The 16,800-nt window shown below is 51.1% G+C and carries 15 protein-coding genes; 3 read left to right on the forward strand and 12 right to left on the reverse strand.

The features are described 5' to 3' along the window. Window positions 1-27 precede the first annotated feature (27 nt). Together KDM89_RS18210 and KDM89_RS18215 are read right to left on the reverse strand one after the other, a co-directional pair. Window positions 28-2,223 carry an OsmC domain/YcaO domain-containing protein gene (locus KDM89_RS18210; protein WP_212689352.1) on the reverse strand — a complete coding sequence of 732 codons (2,196 nt, stop codon included), beginning with the start codon at window positions 2,221-2,223 and terminating at the stop codon, window positions 28-30. Window positions 2,224-2,492: 269 nt separating this feature from the next. Further along, window positions 2,493-2,726, reverse strand: coding sequence for a hypothetical protein (locus tag KDM89_RS18215; protein WP_212689353.1), 234 nt, complete (start codon window positions 2,724-2,726; stop codon window positions 2,493-2,495). Window positions 2,727-2,927: 201 nt separating this feature from the next. On the opposite strand from KDM89_RS18215, the gene KDM89_RS18220 reads away from it, so the two are divergent. Further along, window positions 2,928-3,242 carry an H-NS histone family protein gene (locus KDM89_RS18220; protein WP_212689354.1) on the forward strand — a complete coding sequence of 105 codons (315 nt, stop codon included), beginning with the start codon at window positions 2,928-2,930 and terminating at the stop codon, window positions 3,240-3,242. A gap of 556 nt (window positions 3,243-3,798) precedes the next feature. Here the strand turns inward: KDM89_RS18220 and KDM89_RS18225 are convergent. Then, complete coding sequence (locus KDM89_RS18225; protein WP_212689355.1) at window positions 3,799-4,335, reverse strand: FKBP-type peptidyl-prolyl cis-trans isomerase; 537 nt, start codon at window positions 4,333-4,335, stop codon at window positions 3,799-3,801. An 81-nt stretch (window positions 4,336-4,416) separates the two neighbouring features. On the opposite strand from KDM89_RS18225, the gene KDM89_RS18230 reads away from it, so the two are divergent. Together KDM89_RS18230 and KDM89_RS22575 are read left to right on the forward strand one after the other, a co-directional pair. After that, on the forward strand, window positions 4,417-5,553 hold the full coding sequence (locus tag KDM89_RS18230) for a cupin domain-containing protein (RefSeq protein ID WP_212689356.1): 1,137 nt from the start codon (window positions 4,417-4,419) through the stop codon (window positions 5,551-5,553). A gap of 278 nt (window positions 5,554-5,831) precedes the next feature. Further along, complete coding sequence (locus KDM89_RS22575; protein WP_229793019.1) at window positions 5,832-6,062, forward strand: hypothetical protein; 231 nt, start codon at window positions 5,832-5,834, stop codon at window positions 6,060-6,062. A gap of 234 nt (window positions 6,063-6,296) precedes the next feature. Here KDM89_RS22575 and bamC read toward each other — a convergent pair whose 3' ends face one another. The 9 genes from bamC to purF form a co-directional block, all read right to left on the reverse strand. Next, window positions 6,297-7,457 (reverse strand): outer membrane protein assembly factor BamC, encoded by a 1,161-nt coding sequence (gene bamC, locus KDM89_RS18240; RefSeq protein WP_212689358.1) that lies wholly within the window; start codon window positions 7,455-7,457, stop codon window positions 6,297-6,299. A gap of 72 nt (window positions 7,458-7,529) precedes the next feature. Continuing rightward, on the reverse strand, window positions 7,530-8,414 hold the full coding sequence (gene dapA, locus KDM89_RS18245) for a 4-hydroxy-tetrahydrodipicolinate synthase (RefSeq protein ID WP_212689359.1): 885 nt from the start codon (window positions 8,412-8,414) through the stop codon (window positions 7,530-7,532). A gap of 72 nt (window positions 8,415-8,486) precedes the next feature. After that, window positions 8,487-9,059, reverse strand: coding sequence for a class I SAM-dependent methyltransferase (locus KDM89_RS18250; protein ID WP_212689360.1), 573 nt, complete (start codon window positions 9,057-9,059; stop codon window positions 8,487-8,489). A gap of 7 nt (window positions 9,060-9,066) precedes the next feature. Continuing rightward, a complete protein-coding gene (locus tag KDM89_RS18255; RefSeq protein WP_212689361.1) occupies window positions 9,067-9,726 on the reverse strand; it encodes a site-2 protease family protein in 660 nt (219 codons plus the stop codon). A 67-nt stretch (window positions 9,727-9,793) separates the two neighbouring features. Then, the gene (locus KDM89_RS18260; RefSeq protein WP_212689362.1) at window positions 9,794-10,429 is read right to left on the reverse strand and encodes an L-threonylcarbamoyladenylate synthase; all 636 of its coding nucleotides are present in this window, start codon (window positions 10,427-10,429) and stop codon (window positions 9,794-9,796) included. 106 nt (window positions 10,430-10,535) lie between these two features. Further along, on the reverse strand, window positions 10,536-11,390 hold the full coding sequence (locus tag KDM89_RS18265) for a 3',5'-nucleoside bisphosphate phosphatase (protein ID WP_212689363.1): 855 nt from the start codon (window positions 11,388-11,390) through the stop codon (window positions 10,536-10,538). A 90-nt stretch (window positions 11,391-11,480) separates the two neighbouring features. Then, a complete protein-coding gene (locus KDM89_RS18270) occupies window positions 11,481-13,781 on the reverse strand; it encodes a TonB-dependent receptor plug domain-containing protein (protein ID WP_230427965.1) in 2,301 nt (766 codons plus the stop codon). Between the two features lie 472 nt (window positions 13,782-14,253). Continuing rightward, on the reverse strand, window positions 14,254-14,745 hold the full coding sequence (locus KDM89_RS18275) for a DUF7000 family protein (RefSeq protein ID WP_212689364.1): 492 nt from the start codon (window positions 14,743-14,745) through the stop codon (window positions 14,254-14,256). A 518-nt stretch (window positions 14,746-15,263) separates the two neighbouring features. Next, window positions 15,264-16,781 carry an amidophosphoribosyltransferase gene (gene purF, locus KDM89_RS18280; protein WP_212689365.1) on the reverse strand — a complete coding sequence of 506 codons (1,518 nt, stop codon included), beginning with the start codon at window positions 16,779-16,781 and terminating at the stop codon, window positions 15,264-15,266. Between the last annotated feature and the right edge of the window lie 19 nt (window positions 16,782-16,800).

The raw sequence follows: 16,800 nt of genomic DNA on the forward strand, positions 1-16,800 counted from the left end.
GGTCTGCCTGATGTGTGGATTGCCGGATTACTGCGCGGCTTTGACGCGGGCGGCGTGGAGTTTTTTGTAGCTGTCGAGCAGGCGCTGGTGGCGGTCCAGGCCTTCGAGCTGCATGCTGGTTGGCGTCAGGCAGTAGAAACGCACGCTGCCATCGACGGAGCCGAGAACGGCATCCATGCGGGCATCACCGAACATGCGACGGAAGTTGGCGACGTAATCGTCCAGTTCCATATCGTCGCTGAGGATGATTTCCAGCACGGCGCTCATGGCCTGATAGAACAGACCGCGGTCAACGGTGTTGTCGTTGTATTGCAGGAAGGCGCCGACCAGTTCCTGCGCTTCTTCAAAGTCTTGCAGGGCAAGATTGATCAGCAGACGCAGTTCCAGCACGGTCAGCTGGCCCCAGACGGTGTTTTCATCGAATTCGATGCCAATCAGGGATGCAACATCGCCGTAATCATCGAGTTCATTGTTTTCCAGACGTTCCAGCAGTGCTTCCAGCTGTTCGTCGTCAAGGCGATGGATATTCAGCACATCTTCGCGGAACAGCAGGGATTTGTTGGTGTTATCCCAGATCAGATCTTCCACCGGATAGACTTCGGAATAACCCGGCACCAGAATACGGCAGGCTGTTGCGCCGAGCTGGTCGTAGACGGCGGTATACACTTCCTTGCCCATATCTTTGAGGATGCCGAGCAGCGTTGCGGCTTCGTCGGTATTCGAGTTTTCACCATGGCCGGAGAAATCCCACTCCACGAATTCATAATCGGCTTTGGCACTGAAGAAGCGCCATGACACGACGCCGCTGGAATCGATGAAGTGTTCAACGAAGTTATATGGCTCGGTCACGGCTTCGCTGGCGAAGGTCGGGCGCGGCAAATCGTTCAGGCCTTCAAAGCTGCGGCCCTGCATCAGTTCGGTCAGGCTGCGTTCCAGCGCGACTTCCAGACTAGGATGCGCACCGAACGAGGCAAACACGCCGCCGGTACGCGGGTTCATCAGCGTCACGCACATGACCGGATACTGACCGCCGAGCGACGCATCTTTAACCAGCACCGGAAAGCCCTGCTCTTCCAGCCCTTTGATGCCTTCCACGATGCCCGGATATTTCGCCAGCACGTCCTGCGGCACATCCGGCAAGGCGATTTCGCCTTCCAGAATTTCACGTTTGACGGCGCGTTCAAAAATTTCAGACAAGCATTGCACCTGCGCTTCCGCCAGCGTGTTACCGGCGCTCATACCGTTACTGGCGTACAGGTTTTCAATCAGGTTAGACGGGAAATAGACAGTCTTGCCGTCCGATTCACGCACAAACGGCAGCGAGCAAATGCCGCGCGCGGTGTTGCCGGAATTGGTATCAATCAGATGCGTGCCGCGCAGTTCGCCATCCGGATCATAAATGCCGCGTGTGTAGTCATCGAGAATTTCTTTCGGCAGCGCATCTTTGCGGCCGGGTTTGAACCATTGCTCATTCGGATAATGCACAAACGGCGCATTCGCGATTTCTTCGCCCCAGTATGCACCGGCGTAGAAATGGTTGTTGCTGATCCGCTCGATGTATTCACCCAGCGCTGACGCCAGCGCGCTTTCCTTAGTCGCGCCTTTGCCGTTGGTAAAGCACATCGGCGAATGCGCATCACGAATATGCAAAGACCAGACATTCGGCACGATATTGCGCCATGAAGCGATTTCAATTTTGATACCCAGATTCGCGAGCACGGAAGACATATTCGCGATGGTTTGCTCCAGTGGCAAATCTTTACCCGGAATATAGGTAGTGGCGCCGGCTTCCGGATTCAGGGTCAGCAAAGCTTGTGCGTCAGCGTCCAGACTGGCGACTTCTTCAATCACAAATTCCGGCCCGGTTTGCACTACTTTTTTTACCGTACAGCGGTCAATCGACCGCAAAATACCTTCGCGGTCTTTTTCTGAAATATCCGGTGGTAATTCGACCTGAATTTTAAATATTTGCTGATAACGGTTTTCCGGATCAACGATATTATTTTGCGATAAACGGATATTTTCTGTTGGAATATTGCGCGTATTGCAATACAGCTTCACAAAATAAGCCGCGCATAAAGCAGAGGAAGCCAGAAAATAGTCAAACGGCCCCGGCGCAGAACCATCGCCTTTATAACGGATAGGTTGATCTGCGATTACCGTGAAATCATCGAACTTGGCTTCGAGGCGAAGCTTATCGAGAAAGTTGACTTTAATTTCCATAAAAATAATTCCAAAAACTGTGTATTAAAAGAAGCGCTTAAGATTTGCCAGACTGGCCGACAGAAAATTATGCTTTTTTGAATTACAAAAAGATAATTTATTAAATCCGGCAAACGTTCTTTAAGGACAAAATAAACGGTGTTTGTTCCGCTCAACATCGCTCGATATGATCTTTTATCAACAGCAATGCGCACGAAAAACGGTGATCGGGTTTGGCATACAGCATAGCAGGTCAAATGCGCCAGTCAGATCGCAGACCCGGCAAAAAATCAGATTGCAGCGTCAACAGAATGAATTTCGATACCCGGACAACAAGAACTGAAGGGAAATCCGTCGATTTCCACGGCTGAAGAAAAATTCCGAGTGCGGATTATCCCATCATTGGCACCTGCCGTAAGAAAAAACCGTGAAAAATGAAGGTTTTTCACCAGAATCCCGAGAGATAACTGAACTTGCAGACGATGCCAGCGATTATCCTCGCCTGAAACATTCAGCTGCATCATTCTGCTGATTCATTCAAATGAATAAATGCAGAAATTGATGATGTCATTTAAACGACTGAAAATGTGATTCAGTCCGCATAATGACTATATTTTGTGCAATTCACATACTTTCAACAATATTTTTCAAATAAAGGGATAGCGATTTAAATTCTTTTTGTGTAACAATAGCACCTTCAGATTTATTTTTTACGAAAGAAAACCATGTCTACACTTGCTGATATTCAAGCACAAATCGCAGCACTGCAAATTCAGGCTGAAGAAATCAGAAAAGCAGAATTTGATTCTGTCGTTGCCGACATCAAACTGAAAATTTCGTCGTATGGTATTACTGCGAAAGATCTGGGTCTGGATGTTACTGCACCAGCAGGTAAAAAACGTGGCAGCGTAAAAGGTGAAGTCGCGGCTAAATATCAAAAAGGCGATGACACATGGTCTGGCCGTGGCAGAACACCACGTTTCATTCAGGACCATATCGCATCCGGTGGAACACTGGAAGATTTGCTGATCCAAAAATAATAATATTATTATTTAAATAAATACGCTTATTTCCCGGAATAAGCGCAGAAGCAGGTGAATTTCATTCTTTGAAATTCACCTGCTTTTTTATTCAGTAGCGCATATTTTCGATCTGATCAACCGCTGCTTATGCCGGAAATCGTCCAGATCTGGTTCAGCATCATTTCGCTGTGAGCCTGCGACAGTTGGTTGGCACCCGCTTGATAGCAGAGGTACAACTCCCCCAACCCAATGGATACGACAGCAATCGTTTGATCCGCTGATTGCCTGAAACGAGAAATTCACACCAAATTCCGCTTAAATGCGGAGTTTCGCACAGCACCCTGGCGCTCGTCGGCAGAAAGTCCCGACTTCTTCAAATGGCTGATGACGATCTCTGCATAGACAAAGCATTGTTAGCAATGAAAAGTAAGCGGAAATGGAAAAGAAAAAGCACCGCGCTAGCCGGGCGGTGCTTTTTGATGTCTGATCAGCGATAGCTACAAGAGCCAGGGCGACATCCCTGCTACGTCAGCAAGCAAATGCCCGCCGACAAGCCAGAGGTGTCCAGATCAGATCAGTGCAGATGCACTGTACGGTACTGGTCGTCCTCATCCGGGCCTTCGTCGCCATGATCATGACCATGCTCACCATGCACGTGGCCGTGTGCGATTTCTTCATCAGACGCTGCACGCACCGCTTCCACTTTCAGCGCGAAGCGTAGTGCCATACCAGCCAGCGGATGATTGCCGTCCAGCACCACTTTGCCTTCCTCGATATCTGTCACGGTAAAAATATGGGCTTCGCCTTCTGCCTCGTCTTCCGGCGTGCCTTCAAACTGCATACCAACTTCCAGACCTTCCGGGAAACGGTCACGCGCTTCGATTTTCAGCAGTTGCGCATCGTAGTCACCAAACGCATCTTCCGGTTCCAGCTGCACGCGGGTTTCAAAGCCGGCTTCTTTACCATCCAGGGCTTCTTCAATTTTAGGGAAAATGTTATCGTATCCCCCGTGAAGATAAACCATAGGCTCTTGACCTTCCTCAATCAGATTGTCTTCTGCGTCCGTTAATGTGTAGCGGACTGTAACAACCGAGTTTTTGACAATCTTCATAGCGTTTCCTTTAAATGAATTTGCGGACAGGCCGGATTATAACCTTCCGCCCTGTCTGCCGACTTTTCCTGATCAGAAGTTATGAAAAAAAAATCCCTGCCACTTACCCTCCTCGGCGGCCTGACCGTCGAACAATTTTTCAGCGAGTACTGGCACAAAAAACCTTTACTGATCCGGCAGGCAATTCCGGGCTTTAAGCCACTGTTAAGCAAAAAAGACCTGTTTACGCTAGCGGGTCGCGACGATGTGGAATCGCGCCTGATTTCTTCTTTTGGTAATCACTGGGAATTATCCAAAGGCCCGTTCGACCGCTTACCGGTAGAAGAGCCGAAAGAATGGACCGTACTGATTCAGGGCGTGAATCTGCACAATGAAAAAGCCGATGCACTGCTGCGCCAGTTTAATTTCGTGCCGTCCGCACGTCTGGATGATCTGATGATCAGCTATGCAGCCGATGGCGGCGGCGTTGGTCCGCATTTCGATTCATATGATGTCTTCCTGCTGCAAGCCCACGGTCAGCGCCGCTGGCGCATCGGCGCACAGAAAGATCTGAGCCTGATCGACGGTATGCCACTGAAAATTCTGCGTAACTTCAAACCGGAAGAAGAATACGTACTGGAACCTGGCGATATGCTGTACCTGCCACCGCACTATGCGCACGATGGTATCGCGGAAGGCGAATGCATGACCTATTCGATCGGTTTCCGTACACCGCATTATCAGGAACTGGCGGAAAGTTTCCTGAATTTCAAATCAGAAACGGTGGAACTGCCGGGGCGCTATGCTGACCCTGAACTCGAACCAGTCACGCGTCCGGCTGAATTGCAGGATGCGATGATTGATAAAGTGCTGGCAGAAATCGAGAAAATCCGTTTCTCACGCGAAGATATGACGCTGTTCCTGGGTGAGTACCTGACCGAACCAAAGCCTAGTGTCTTTTTTGATCCGCCACGCCGTCCGCACAGCCAGAAGAAATTTGCAGAACTGGCACGCGCCAATGGTGTCAAGCTGGCCCTGAAATCCATCATGCTATATCAGGGTAAGCATGTGTTTATCAACGGCGAAGCATTCAATGTCACAGCAAAAGATAAAACTTTACTGGCAAAATTAGCCGATCAGCGTGGACTGTCGGGCGAGGAAGTCTGTAAAGCGACGCCGGATGTACTGGATGCACTGTGTATCTGGTACGAGGATGGCTGGCTGGTGCTGAATAAATAAGTAGCGTTTTGACATGCCGAAAGCTGCATATTTTTGTGCAAAGCACCATTAGATGCTTTTCTCGGTGTAAATATTTCTCTTTTTGACCTTAATTTGCGGTGAATACCTATTCCATTGCCGGAAAAATCATTATAATCGTGGGCTAGGAAACTTTTTCTGTTGCTGAGCAGTCTACTGCACACTGACAGAACAGTCAGCCTACAGAGCGATAATTACCGGTAATTATTCATCGCATAATTTTGATCTGTTTTTTTGATATATTTTCAGAAAGTACAAACATGAAAAAATCTCTCTTGCTCGTTTCTATGTTGGCAATCGCTTTGGCTGCTTGCGGCAAAAAAGAAGAAGCAGCATCTGCTCCAGCAGCTTCCGCAGTAGCTCCAGCTCCAGCATCTGCACCAGCAGAAGCTCCAGCAGCAGCTCCAGCACCAGCAGCAGCATCTGACGCAGCAGCAGCTTCCGGCGCAGCTCCAGCAGCTTCCGCAACTGCAACTCCAGCATCTAAATAATCCCTGATTATTTGATTTGCTAAAAAGCCGGCGCAAGCCGGCTTTTTTATTGCCTGTTTTTGGCGATGCAGCAAAGCGGGGATTTCTGTCGCACAAGCAGTATGCGGAGCAACAGGTGTAAATCTGTTTTCTCTCAGTAAAGCCTTTCGGTATATGCGCCAATCAGCAATTTGCTGGCAAGCATAAAAAAACGCAGCTGATCAGCTGCGTTTTTTATCAGACAGAGCACTGCAATTACTTCAGTTGCTCATTCAACAAGGTCAGGATCTTCGCTGCGACCGGAGATGTTTCAACCTTGCCGTCGTCATTATGAACAGAAACGTGGCTGACTTCACCATTATCGCCGGCATTTTTCACAAGGATACGGAAGCGCGGCGTTTTGGAATCATCTTTGGAACCAAACGAGAACAGTCTGGAGAAGAAGCCTTCAGATGCACCTTTGGTTTTTGCATCCACATCCTGATCTACGTAGCGTACAAAATACACGCCTTGCGAACGGTCACGGTCTTCCACGGTGAAACCACCTCGGTCCAGTGCCAGACCAACACGACGCCATGAGCGGTCAAAAGCTTCATCGACTTCAACGTAAGTCATGTCGCCTTTTTTCAGCACTTTCGAACGGGCTTTCACTTCTGCTGCTGCGGTCACAGAGGATTTCGCAGTTTCAGGGTCAGCGCCCAGACGCGCCATCAGGCGAGACAGGAATTCTGCTTCCAGACCTGCATCCGAAGCACGCGCCTGCCAGACAGTACCGTCACGATTTGCACCGGTTACAACTTCTTGCGCACCACGATGGCTGATGAAAATTTCCACCTCGCCGTTTTGTCCGCGTTCGATACGGGTACGGAACTTGTCGCGCTCACCGGTCGAATACAAGGAGTCAATCACTTTACCCAGTGTGTTACGGATGATGTCTTGCGGGATTTTGGCGCGGTTTTCAGCCCAGTCTGTTTCCATCACACCGGCTTCAGGATTTTCTACATTGACCAGAAAACCCAGTTCCTGCCAGAAATCTTTCAGCTGCGGCCACAATGCTTCAGGGCTTTGCTTCACCACCAGCCAGCGCTGTGTACCATCTTTCATGATACGCATATCTTTCAGCTGCAAAGGTGCAACGGCAACGTTGCCGGACGCAGCTTTCTGGCCGGATTTTTCCAGATTGTAACCCGATGCAGTTGCCGTACTCTTGTTCGCATCCGGTACCGCAAAGCGACTGTCGCGGCGAATCTGGGTCAGATCAGGAGGAACTTCCAGGGATACTGTTGTTGCCTTACTGGCGCTTTTGTAATCAATTTTATTTGGTTCAACCAGGTTACTAATCGAACTGCATCCGGTCAGACCAATCAACGCTGCCGCGCCAATCACACTGTGTTTCGCAACAATGCTTTTTGCCATGAGAAAGTCCCTACGATGATGATGAATCAGATTTTTTCAGTCAGGGTCAGTAAAGACCCTGAAAAATGGTCGTTATTGTAATACACCTGCTTCACGCAATGCAGATTTCACCACATCGTGATATTGCGCAGACAGATTGACCAGTGGCAGGCGCAGACCGTGGGAGATCATTCCCATTTCTGCCAGCGCCCATTTCACAGGAACCGGATTAGGTTCAATGAACAGATTGGTGTGCAAACCAAATACTTTGTCGTTGATCGCACGTGCAGTCGCGATGTCACCTTTCATCGATGCAACGCATAATTCGTGCATTTCTTTTGGCGCAACGTTGGCTGTAACGGAAATATTGCCTTTACCGCCCACCAGCATCAGCGCCATGGCTGTTGCATCATCACCGGAGTAAACCGCAAAACTTTCCGGTACGCGACGAATCAGGTCGATACCGCGTGCGATATTGCCGGTTGCATCTTTCACACCGACGATACCCGGGACTTGTGCCAGACGCACAATCGTATCGTTGGACATATCCGCAACAGTACGGCCAGGCACGTTATACAGAATGACAGGAATATCCACTGCTTCAGCGATGGCTTTGAAATGCTGATACATGCCTTCCTGAGTCGGACGGTTGTAATAAGGCACGACTTGCAGGGAAGCATCTGCACCGGCTTCACGTGCAAAACGGGTCAGCGCGATTGCTTCAGCAGTAGAGTTACCACCGGAACCGGCGATGACCGGGATACGTTTATTGACGTGCTCAACCGCCACGCGGATCAGTTCGCAATGTTCTTCAACGGAAACCGTCGGAGATTCACCGGTAGTACCGACGATCACGATACCGTCTGTACCTTGCTCAATATGCCAGTCGATCAGCTTGCGCAATCCAGGCAGATCCAGACTGCCATCTGCGTGCATCGGGGTCACAATTGCAACCAGGCTACCCTGAATATTTGTCATGTTCGTGCAATAAGAAAATAAAACACTGATTGTAACGGAAGCGCCTGTGCTCTGGTAACACTTCCCTCGAATTTAGTCTCCAGACAGCAAGACTTTCTGATTCTGCGCATTCTGTGATAAACCGCTGACGCGGCGCGCCACAATGCGCTGAATCAGGGCGGGTGCGGGCGTTTTCACTTCACCGCACTCATACGCCACAATTTCCATTCCGTTTCCGGCCGCGCAAACTGACAGCAATTCACCATCATTCAGCAAAAACCGCGGACTGGAAGGACGTCCGAAGCGGGCATTGCCCGCCGCAAACGTTTCGTAAATCAATAAACCACCCGGCACCAGCGAACTCAGCAGGTAAGGAAACAATGGCCGGTGCAGATAGTTACAAACCACAATACCGGCAAATTCTGCTTCCTGAAAACACCATGCAGCCTGCTCTTCGGACGGTTCCAGATCAAACTGAACGACCTGAATCTGTTCACCACCGATTGCCTGCACTGCGCTGATATCTTTATCCAGTGCAACCACCTGCCTGCCGGAAGCTGCCAGAAAACGGGTATGCCGCCCCTGCCCGCACGCCAGATCCAGCACCTTACCATGCGGAATCTGACTGGCAAATCTTTCAACCCAGGTACTGATTTGCGCTACCACAGGAGGCTTAACCTAAAATCGCACGCAAAGGCGACAACAACAGATTCAACACTTCAATTTGTATGCGCATCAGTGGCTGCATCCAATACTGCAACAAATGCAAAATCGCCAAGCCCAATACGATAAGAAAGCCATACGGTTCAACTTTAGCGAACTGATAAGCCTGCCTGGAGGGCAGCAGGCTGAAAATGACCTGACCACCTGCCATTGGCAGAATCGGGATCAAATGAAATGCGAATAATGCAATGTTAACTTTCACGCCAGCTGAGGCCATTTCCACAAAAAAGCTTTCATTGACACGCATTACAATCAGAATAATGCTAAAAATTGCCCACAATACCGCCATCGAAAAGTTCGCTGCCGGCCCCGACAAAGCCAGCCATTTCAGATTTTTTTTCGGGTCACGCATTTGTCCCGGATTCAGAGGCAAGCGCTTCGCGTAGCCAAACAAAAAAGCACCGCCGGTTGCCAGATACAACACCGCCGGAAAAATAATTGTGCCGAGCGGATCGATATGGTTGATCGGGTTCAGCGTCAAGCGCCCTGCTGCTTCCGGCGTGGTATCACCGAAATAACGTGCAACATAAGCACGCGCACCTTCATGCACGGTAATCGCAAAAATAACAGGCAGTGCGTAGACCAGTACGGTCTGAAAAAGCTCATTCATAGATGCTTTCTGAAATCAGGGTAAATACAGAGAACGGTAAAACGATACAGGAGTTTTGCGGCACGGATCAGTCCTGATCATCCAGACCAAACACGCGCGGATCACCACGCCCCCGGCGTACCAGCACAGGATCGTCAGATGTCATATCGATGACCGTGGTCGGCGTCATGGTGCAGGCCTCACCGTCGATGACCAGTTCAATTTGCTTTTCGAGGGCGTCGCGGATGGTTTCAGCATCATTCAGCGGCTCATCGTGATCCGGCAAAATCAGTGTTGTACCAAGCAAAGCCTGCCCCAGCTCTTCCAGTAAGGCATTCGCAATTTTGTGTTCCGGCACACGCAAACCGATGGTTTTACGGGAAGGATGGCTAAGGCGACGCGGCACTTCTTTGGTTGCTTCCAGAATCACAGTAAATGGCCCCGGCGTCGCTGCCTTCAGTACACGGTACTGACGGTTATCGACTTTGGCGTAATTGGCGATTTCCGATAAGTCGCGGCACAGCAAGGTCAGATGGTGTTTTTCATCGACGCCACGGATACGGCGCAGACGTGTGACCGCATCCTTATCATCCAGATGACAAACCAGCGCGTAGCAAGAGTCTGTTGGCAAAGCGACGATGCCGCCCTGATGAATAATCTGGGCAGCCTGTTTAATCAGTCTGGGTTGCGGGTTTTCCGGATGAATTTGAAAAAACTGGCTCATACGCTAATTGGCGAATTCAAGGCACCTTATAAAGGCGCCATTATTTCAGATATCGGTACGTAAAGGGAAAAAGCAAGCGGTCTGCGCCACAAATCTGTGCAGCCGCTTACAGCAATTGCTGCCAGCGATGCCAGACCGGCGTCGCAGAAGGCTTGAGTGCAGGCAAAAAGCCGATGTCGACTTCGCAATCATCGGGCGAATGAAAATCGGAACCGCGCGAACTGTCGAACTGCATGCGGCGCGCAATATTATGAAACTCCGCATACTGATCCGGCGTATGGCTGCCGGTAACGGTTTCAATTGCCACGCCGCCGAGCTGTTTGAATTCATCCATCAGCGAAGTCAGCGCGAGTTCTGTCAGATCGTAACGTCCCGGATGCGCAATTACGGCAACGCCGCCCGCCTGCTGAATCCAGCCCAGCGCATCACTGAGCTTCGCCCAGCGGTGTGGCACAAAGCCTGGTTTTCCATCTGCCAGATAATGCTGAAACACCTCCGAAACCGACTTGCACACCCCTTTTTCAACCAGAAAGCGAGCGAAATGCGAGCGGGAAATCAGATCAGGATTGCCGACATATTGCATCGCGCCCTGATAAGCACCACGAATGCCTGCCGCTTTTTCGAGTTCCGCAGCAATATCCTGCGCGCGGCGCTCACGACCTGAGCGAGTCTGGCGCAGCCCCTCTTTTAACTCGCTATTGTTTTCATCAATACCAAGCCCGACGATATGCACGGTTTTACCGGCCCATGTGACCGACACTTCGACACCGGCGATAAACGGCATCCGTAAATCCGCCGCAGCTGCGCGCGCTTCGGCAATGCCGCTGACTTCATCATGATCCGTCAGCGCCCATAATTCGACACCGTTACGTTTGGCGCGTTCTGCCAGCGCGGAGGGAGTTAAAACACCATCCGAGCGGGTCGAATGGCTGTGCAAATCAGCGTTCAGGGAAGACAACATGATGCCAGTCAGAAAAAGAAACAACAGCGGCTATTGTACTCCTGCACGGATACTTGCGCCGCTGCTGCTCTGCTGCACTTAGATCTTCATTTAAATCTTCATTTCAAAGCGCAGGCTAAAGGTGGTGTAAGTTCGCGCTACGGTGTCGTCTTCGCGGTAAATACCACCAGTCGTCACCGTATTGCTGCTGATCGCATCACGCGGGCTCAGGTTATTCGCGGACAAACGTAGCTGCATAGTTGGCGAGAATTTCCATAACGCAAATACATCCATCTGACGTTTCACACCTGAGTACAAAAGCTGTGTATTGCTGCTCTGGGTGTAATACGCCGGTGTCCAGTTGATATTGCCGCCCAGCGTCAATGGAATGCCACTGACGCGGTAGTCCAGCCCGAAGTTCGCCGTTTGTGCTGGCTGAGAATCCAGACGATTGTTTGGCCCCTGAATATCATCCACCGAAGACCAGTAACGGCTGTAATTGGCGCGCACATCAATCGCCGGCCCGTCCGGAAAATATTCCTGCAAAGGGAATTTTGCATCCGCTTCAATACCCTTGGTGACCGCATGACCGATATTCACCGGCGACGATACCCAGCGCGGGCCAGTGGCTGTATCCGTCAGCACGGTACGGCGGCGTATCAGATCATCAATGCTGCGGATGAACACATTCACACTCATCACACCCGCACGGCTCAGATAATGCTCATACGCCAGATCCACACCACGTGACAATTCCGGTTTCAGCGCCGGATTTCCGGTACGGTCCGGGCGGGTTGCGCTGTTCTGATTTGAAATGCTTGGAATCGCGATCAGATCATTCAGCGCAGGAGCACGGTAAGTTGATGCGAAACTCAGACGTACCTGATCTTTGGTCTCAGGAATGCGCCAGACGCCGTGCAGCACCGGACTCCAGACCTTGCTGGTGTTATCCACCACGCGGCCGCTGCTGGTACTGTGGGTTTTGATGCCCTCCCAGCGCAAACCGGCGTAAGCGCCAAGCTGCGGCGTGATATCGAATTCATCCTGTACATACAAGGCCAGACGGCGCGTGCCTGCATCCAGATTGTCACCGGAATCCGCGTATTGCGGCTTGCCGTTATCCAGCGACGTTCTGACCTGAGAACGCTGACTGCCTTCCAGTTCCCAGCCAGCGGCGATGGTGTGCGACTCACCGAAAGGCTGCAGCCATTTACCGCTGTTGTTGAGGCTTTTGTCATGAGTGTTGTTAACATCCGTGATCAGATCCAGCAAATTGCCAGCGCGGTCAAACTGAAAACGCTGACTATTGCTATCCATACGCGCCAGACCGCCGCCGAAGCGCACTGTCAGCTTCGCGCCATCCGCAAAACGGTGCTGCCAGTTACCAAAACCGCGAATGAACCGGTTCTCAGCGCTGACGCTGGACGTGGCAGTCGCAAATCCGGCCGGGCCGAAATAATCCGGCGCACGGTAAATCTGGTCCACCACAGAATCCACGCCGGATTCACTGCGGCTCATCATCAGAAACGGTTGAAACATCAGCGTATCGCCATTATCAAAACGATAGTTGAAACGCGGACTCATATTGATGCTTTTCGTTTCACGGTGCGTCACATCGCGCTGACGCTGCACCAGCGTATCGACACCGGCTGTATTTTTTTCGTCCGAATCGGTCTGCACTTCATCATGCTGTTTATTACGCGATACCGTGATATTCAGCGCGTAGCTGAGATTCCCGATTTCACCCGGCACACTGACCGACACATTCGGTGCCAGCCTGCCCTGCTCGCTGGCCAGCGCCGCTTTGATTTCGGTATTTTTCTGTTTGTATTCTTCACGCAAAACGATATTGATCGTTCCGGCAATTGCCTGCGTACTGAACTCCGCCACTGCGCCACGTACGATTTCGATGCGCTCAACCTGATCCGGCGACAGCGAATCCATTGAAAATCCACGCGGTGCGCGTTCGCCGTTGATCAGAATCTGGGTATAACCATTGCCCATGCCACGCATCCGGATATCCCCGCCCCGCCCTGCGCGGCCACCGGTGGTCACACCCGGCAAGCGTTTCAGCACTTCGCCAATCGTGCTGTCGCCGTTACGATCCAGCTCTTCACGCCCGAAAATCATTTTGGCAGCTGTCGACTGACGGCGCTCTTCGACATCAGTACGACCACCGGAAATCGTCACTTTCTGCACACCGTCAGCAGGCTGGCCATCTTTTTTCAGCGCACGGGCTTTATCCGGCGTACGCGCTGCCGGTTTTTCAGCAGTTTTTTCCTGTGCTTTCTCAGACGTTTTTTCAGTCTGCTGCACTTCCTGCGCCAGCACCGTGGCCGGAAATGCGCCATAGGCAGTGGAAATTGCAATCATCAGCGGCAACATGCGCTGGTTTAATGGTGGATTCAACATGGGATAGGCTCAAAAATAAACAGTAGCTACACGATGGTGTAGCAGACAGAGCAAGACTGGCGACGCGTCAACGATGCTGGCTGCCCGTATTGTAGGGAATCTGACCGCCGCATCCGCCTTTTGTGCCCCGGAGTTTTGTATAGAAATGAAACAAAAACCTGCTCCGCAGCTACTTACCTGCCGCTTTTGAGCCGCCTGCGAGTCATTACACTGTGCAAAGTTCGTCATCCCGCATATACGGAGAACCAGACTTTCTGCCGACGACCGCCAGATCGCTGTGCCGGAATCCGCATTTGGGGTGTTTTTGGAGGAATTGGGGCAATTTTTGCTAATTCGGGGTCTTCCGATAACGGATATACCTCTTCCTTTGCCGCATTTTCTCAAGTTAAAGCATTTGCTGACAACCTTGGAAGCAATCCGGCGCATTCGGCTACTGCCCCCCCTGCTGATACCAGTGTCTGAAAAGATGGCATTACTCACACAATGCCAGCACTTCTGAAATTTCCCGCCACAGTGTCTGAAACTGAAGATGTACCGATGCCGACAACTTCGCCGCATCATCAAAGTCCGGCGCAGAAAGCAATGCAACCTCAAAAACCGAATATTCCGGCATCACTTCGGTATTCACCCACTTCGTTCCGCTGAGTTTTTTCCAGTAATGGCTTTGAATATCCCTCGTCTGCCCGAGTAGCCACAACTCAAAATTCGCGTTTTTGTGATTCAGCACCAGTGCCAGCTTGAGTTTTTTAGTTTTCAGAAAATCGTTCTGCAGATAGAAATACGTGAAATCGATGTAGCCATGCAGAACGTTTGCAACTGCAAATTCACCTTCGTACTTTTTTGAAAATTCCGTTCTGAGGTTCTGCACAATGCCAACCAGCGCCTGATAAGTTTGCTGGAGTTCACCGCTGGCAAAAGCATTTTTGTACGCTGGTATGCGTGCGTTCAGGCTTTGGTTTGGCATTCTGTATCCCTTCACGGAGTAACTTCAGCAGTAAAACGATGCCGGATTTTTTCATACGGCGACGACGAATTAAAACTCAGGGCAGCTAAGCAAACAATTCATTTAGCACTTTTTATTTACAAAAGAGACATAATAATTCGCGGTTTCATTCGATTCAGCGGCTTCGGTATGTCTTGCCGCTAGCCATCCCGACCTCCCCCGACTCGCGCTGTTCTGACTGCAAAAAAAGCGCAGACTATGCCAAAGTCCGCACTAAGCATTTTTGGACACCCGCAGTTTCCGCCGACGACAGCCGGATTGGTATGCCGGAATCCGCATTTGGGGTGTTTTTGAGGGTTTTACAGGCGTTGCGGGCAATGCATTCAGGTGTCCGGCGTGCAAATCCACCAACAGGCGATGCAAGGCCAGTGCTCCGCAGCGATCGCAGTTGGCAAGCGCAACAAAAGAAAATGCCGCTCAGTGTTCAGGCTGAGCGGCATTTGTTTATGCTGATTGCCGGAAGATGCCGGCGTTCAGGTTCAGTCCAGATTCGCGCGGTTCAGGTTCAGTGGCGAACGGATGGTGTCTTCTGTGTCGGCGCGCGGTGCTTTGCGGGAGGCTTCCAGTTTGTCCAGATAAGCTTCAGTGACGTCGCCGGTCACGTAGTAACCGTCGAAGCAGGAAGCTTCCACGCCTTTCAGGGACGGGTTCAGATCGAAAATCGATTTGCGCATCGCATCGACGTCCTGATACACCAGCGCATCGGCGGTAATTTCACGACAGACTTCTTCTTCGGTACGGCCATAAGCGATCAGTTCGCCACGGGTTGGCATGTCGATACCGTAGACGTTAGGGAATTTGACCGGTGGCGCTGCGGACGCGAAAATCACACGCTTCGCGCCGGATTCACGTGCCATCTGTACGATTTCACGGCTGGTGGTACCGCGCACGATGGAATCATCGACCAGCAAGACGCTTTTGCCTTTGAACTCAGAGCCGATCGCATTCAGTTTCTGGCGCACCGATTTTTTACGGGAAGCCTGACCAGGCATGATGAAGGTACGGCCGATGTAACGGTTTTTGATGAAGCCTTCGCGGTAATCCAGATTCAGATTCATCGCCAGTTCCATCGCGGCAGGACGGGAAGAATCCGGAATCGGCATGACGACGTCGATGTCGCCTGCGCCGAATTGCGATTTCATTTTTTCTGCCAGATATTCGCCCATTTTCAGACGGGACAGATACACGGATACGCCGTCGATCACGGAATCCGGACGCGCCAGATACACGTATTCAAACGCGCAAGGATTCAGTACCGGATTCACTGCGCATTGTTTAGCTGTCAGATTGCCGTCGATATCAATGAAAATCGCTTCGCCCGGCTGAACGTCGCGCATGAAGCGGAAGCCCAGGCCTTCGAGTGCAACGGATTCACTGGCCAGAATATATTCGCGGCCTTTTTCATTGTCGTTGTAGCCGATACACAGCGGACGGATACCGAACGGATCACGGAAGGCGAGCAAACCGTAACCGGCGATCTGCGCTACCACCGCGTAGGAACCACGTACACGCTGATGCACGACGGCTACTGCACGGAACAGTGCTTCCGGGTCCAGCGAGTAGCCGGAGGTTTCCTGCTGGATCTGGTGCGCCAGTACGTTCAGCAGCACTTCAGAATCAGAGTCGGTGTTCAGGTGGCGACGGTCGCGTTTGAACAATTCGGATTTCAGTTCCGGTGCATTGGTCAGATTACCGTTATGCGCCAGCACGATACCGAATGGTGCATTCACATAGAAAGGCTGCGCTTCTTCTTCACTGAAGCTGCCAGCGGTCGGATAACGTACCTGACCGATACCCATATTGCCCGGCAGCGAGCGCATGTTGCGGGTACGGAATACGTCTTTGACCAGACCGTTTGCTTTGTACATAGCAAACTTGTTGCCATAGCTGGTAGCGATACCAGCGGCATCCTGACCGCGGTGCTGCAGCAACAGCAGCGCGTCATAGATCAATTGATTAACCGGATTATTGGAAACTACACCTACGATGCCACACATGGTGGACTCCTAAAAAAGA

The sequence above is a fragment of the Cognatundibacterium luofuense genome (assembly GCF_018139685.1).
In the GTDB taxonomy this organism is placed as follows: domain Bacteria; phylum Pseudomonadota; class Gammaproteobacteria; order Burkholderiales; family Burkholderiaceae_D; genus Undibacterium; species Undibacterium luofuense.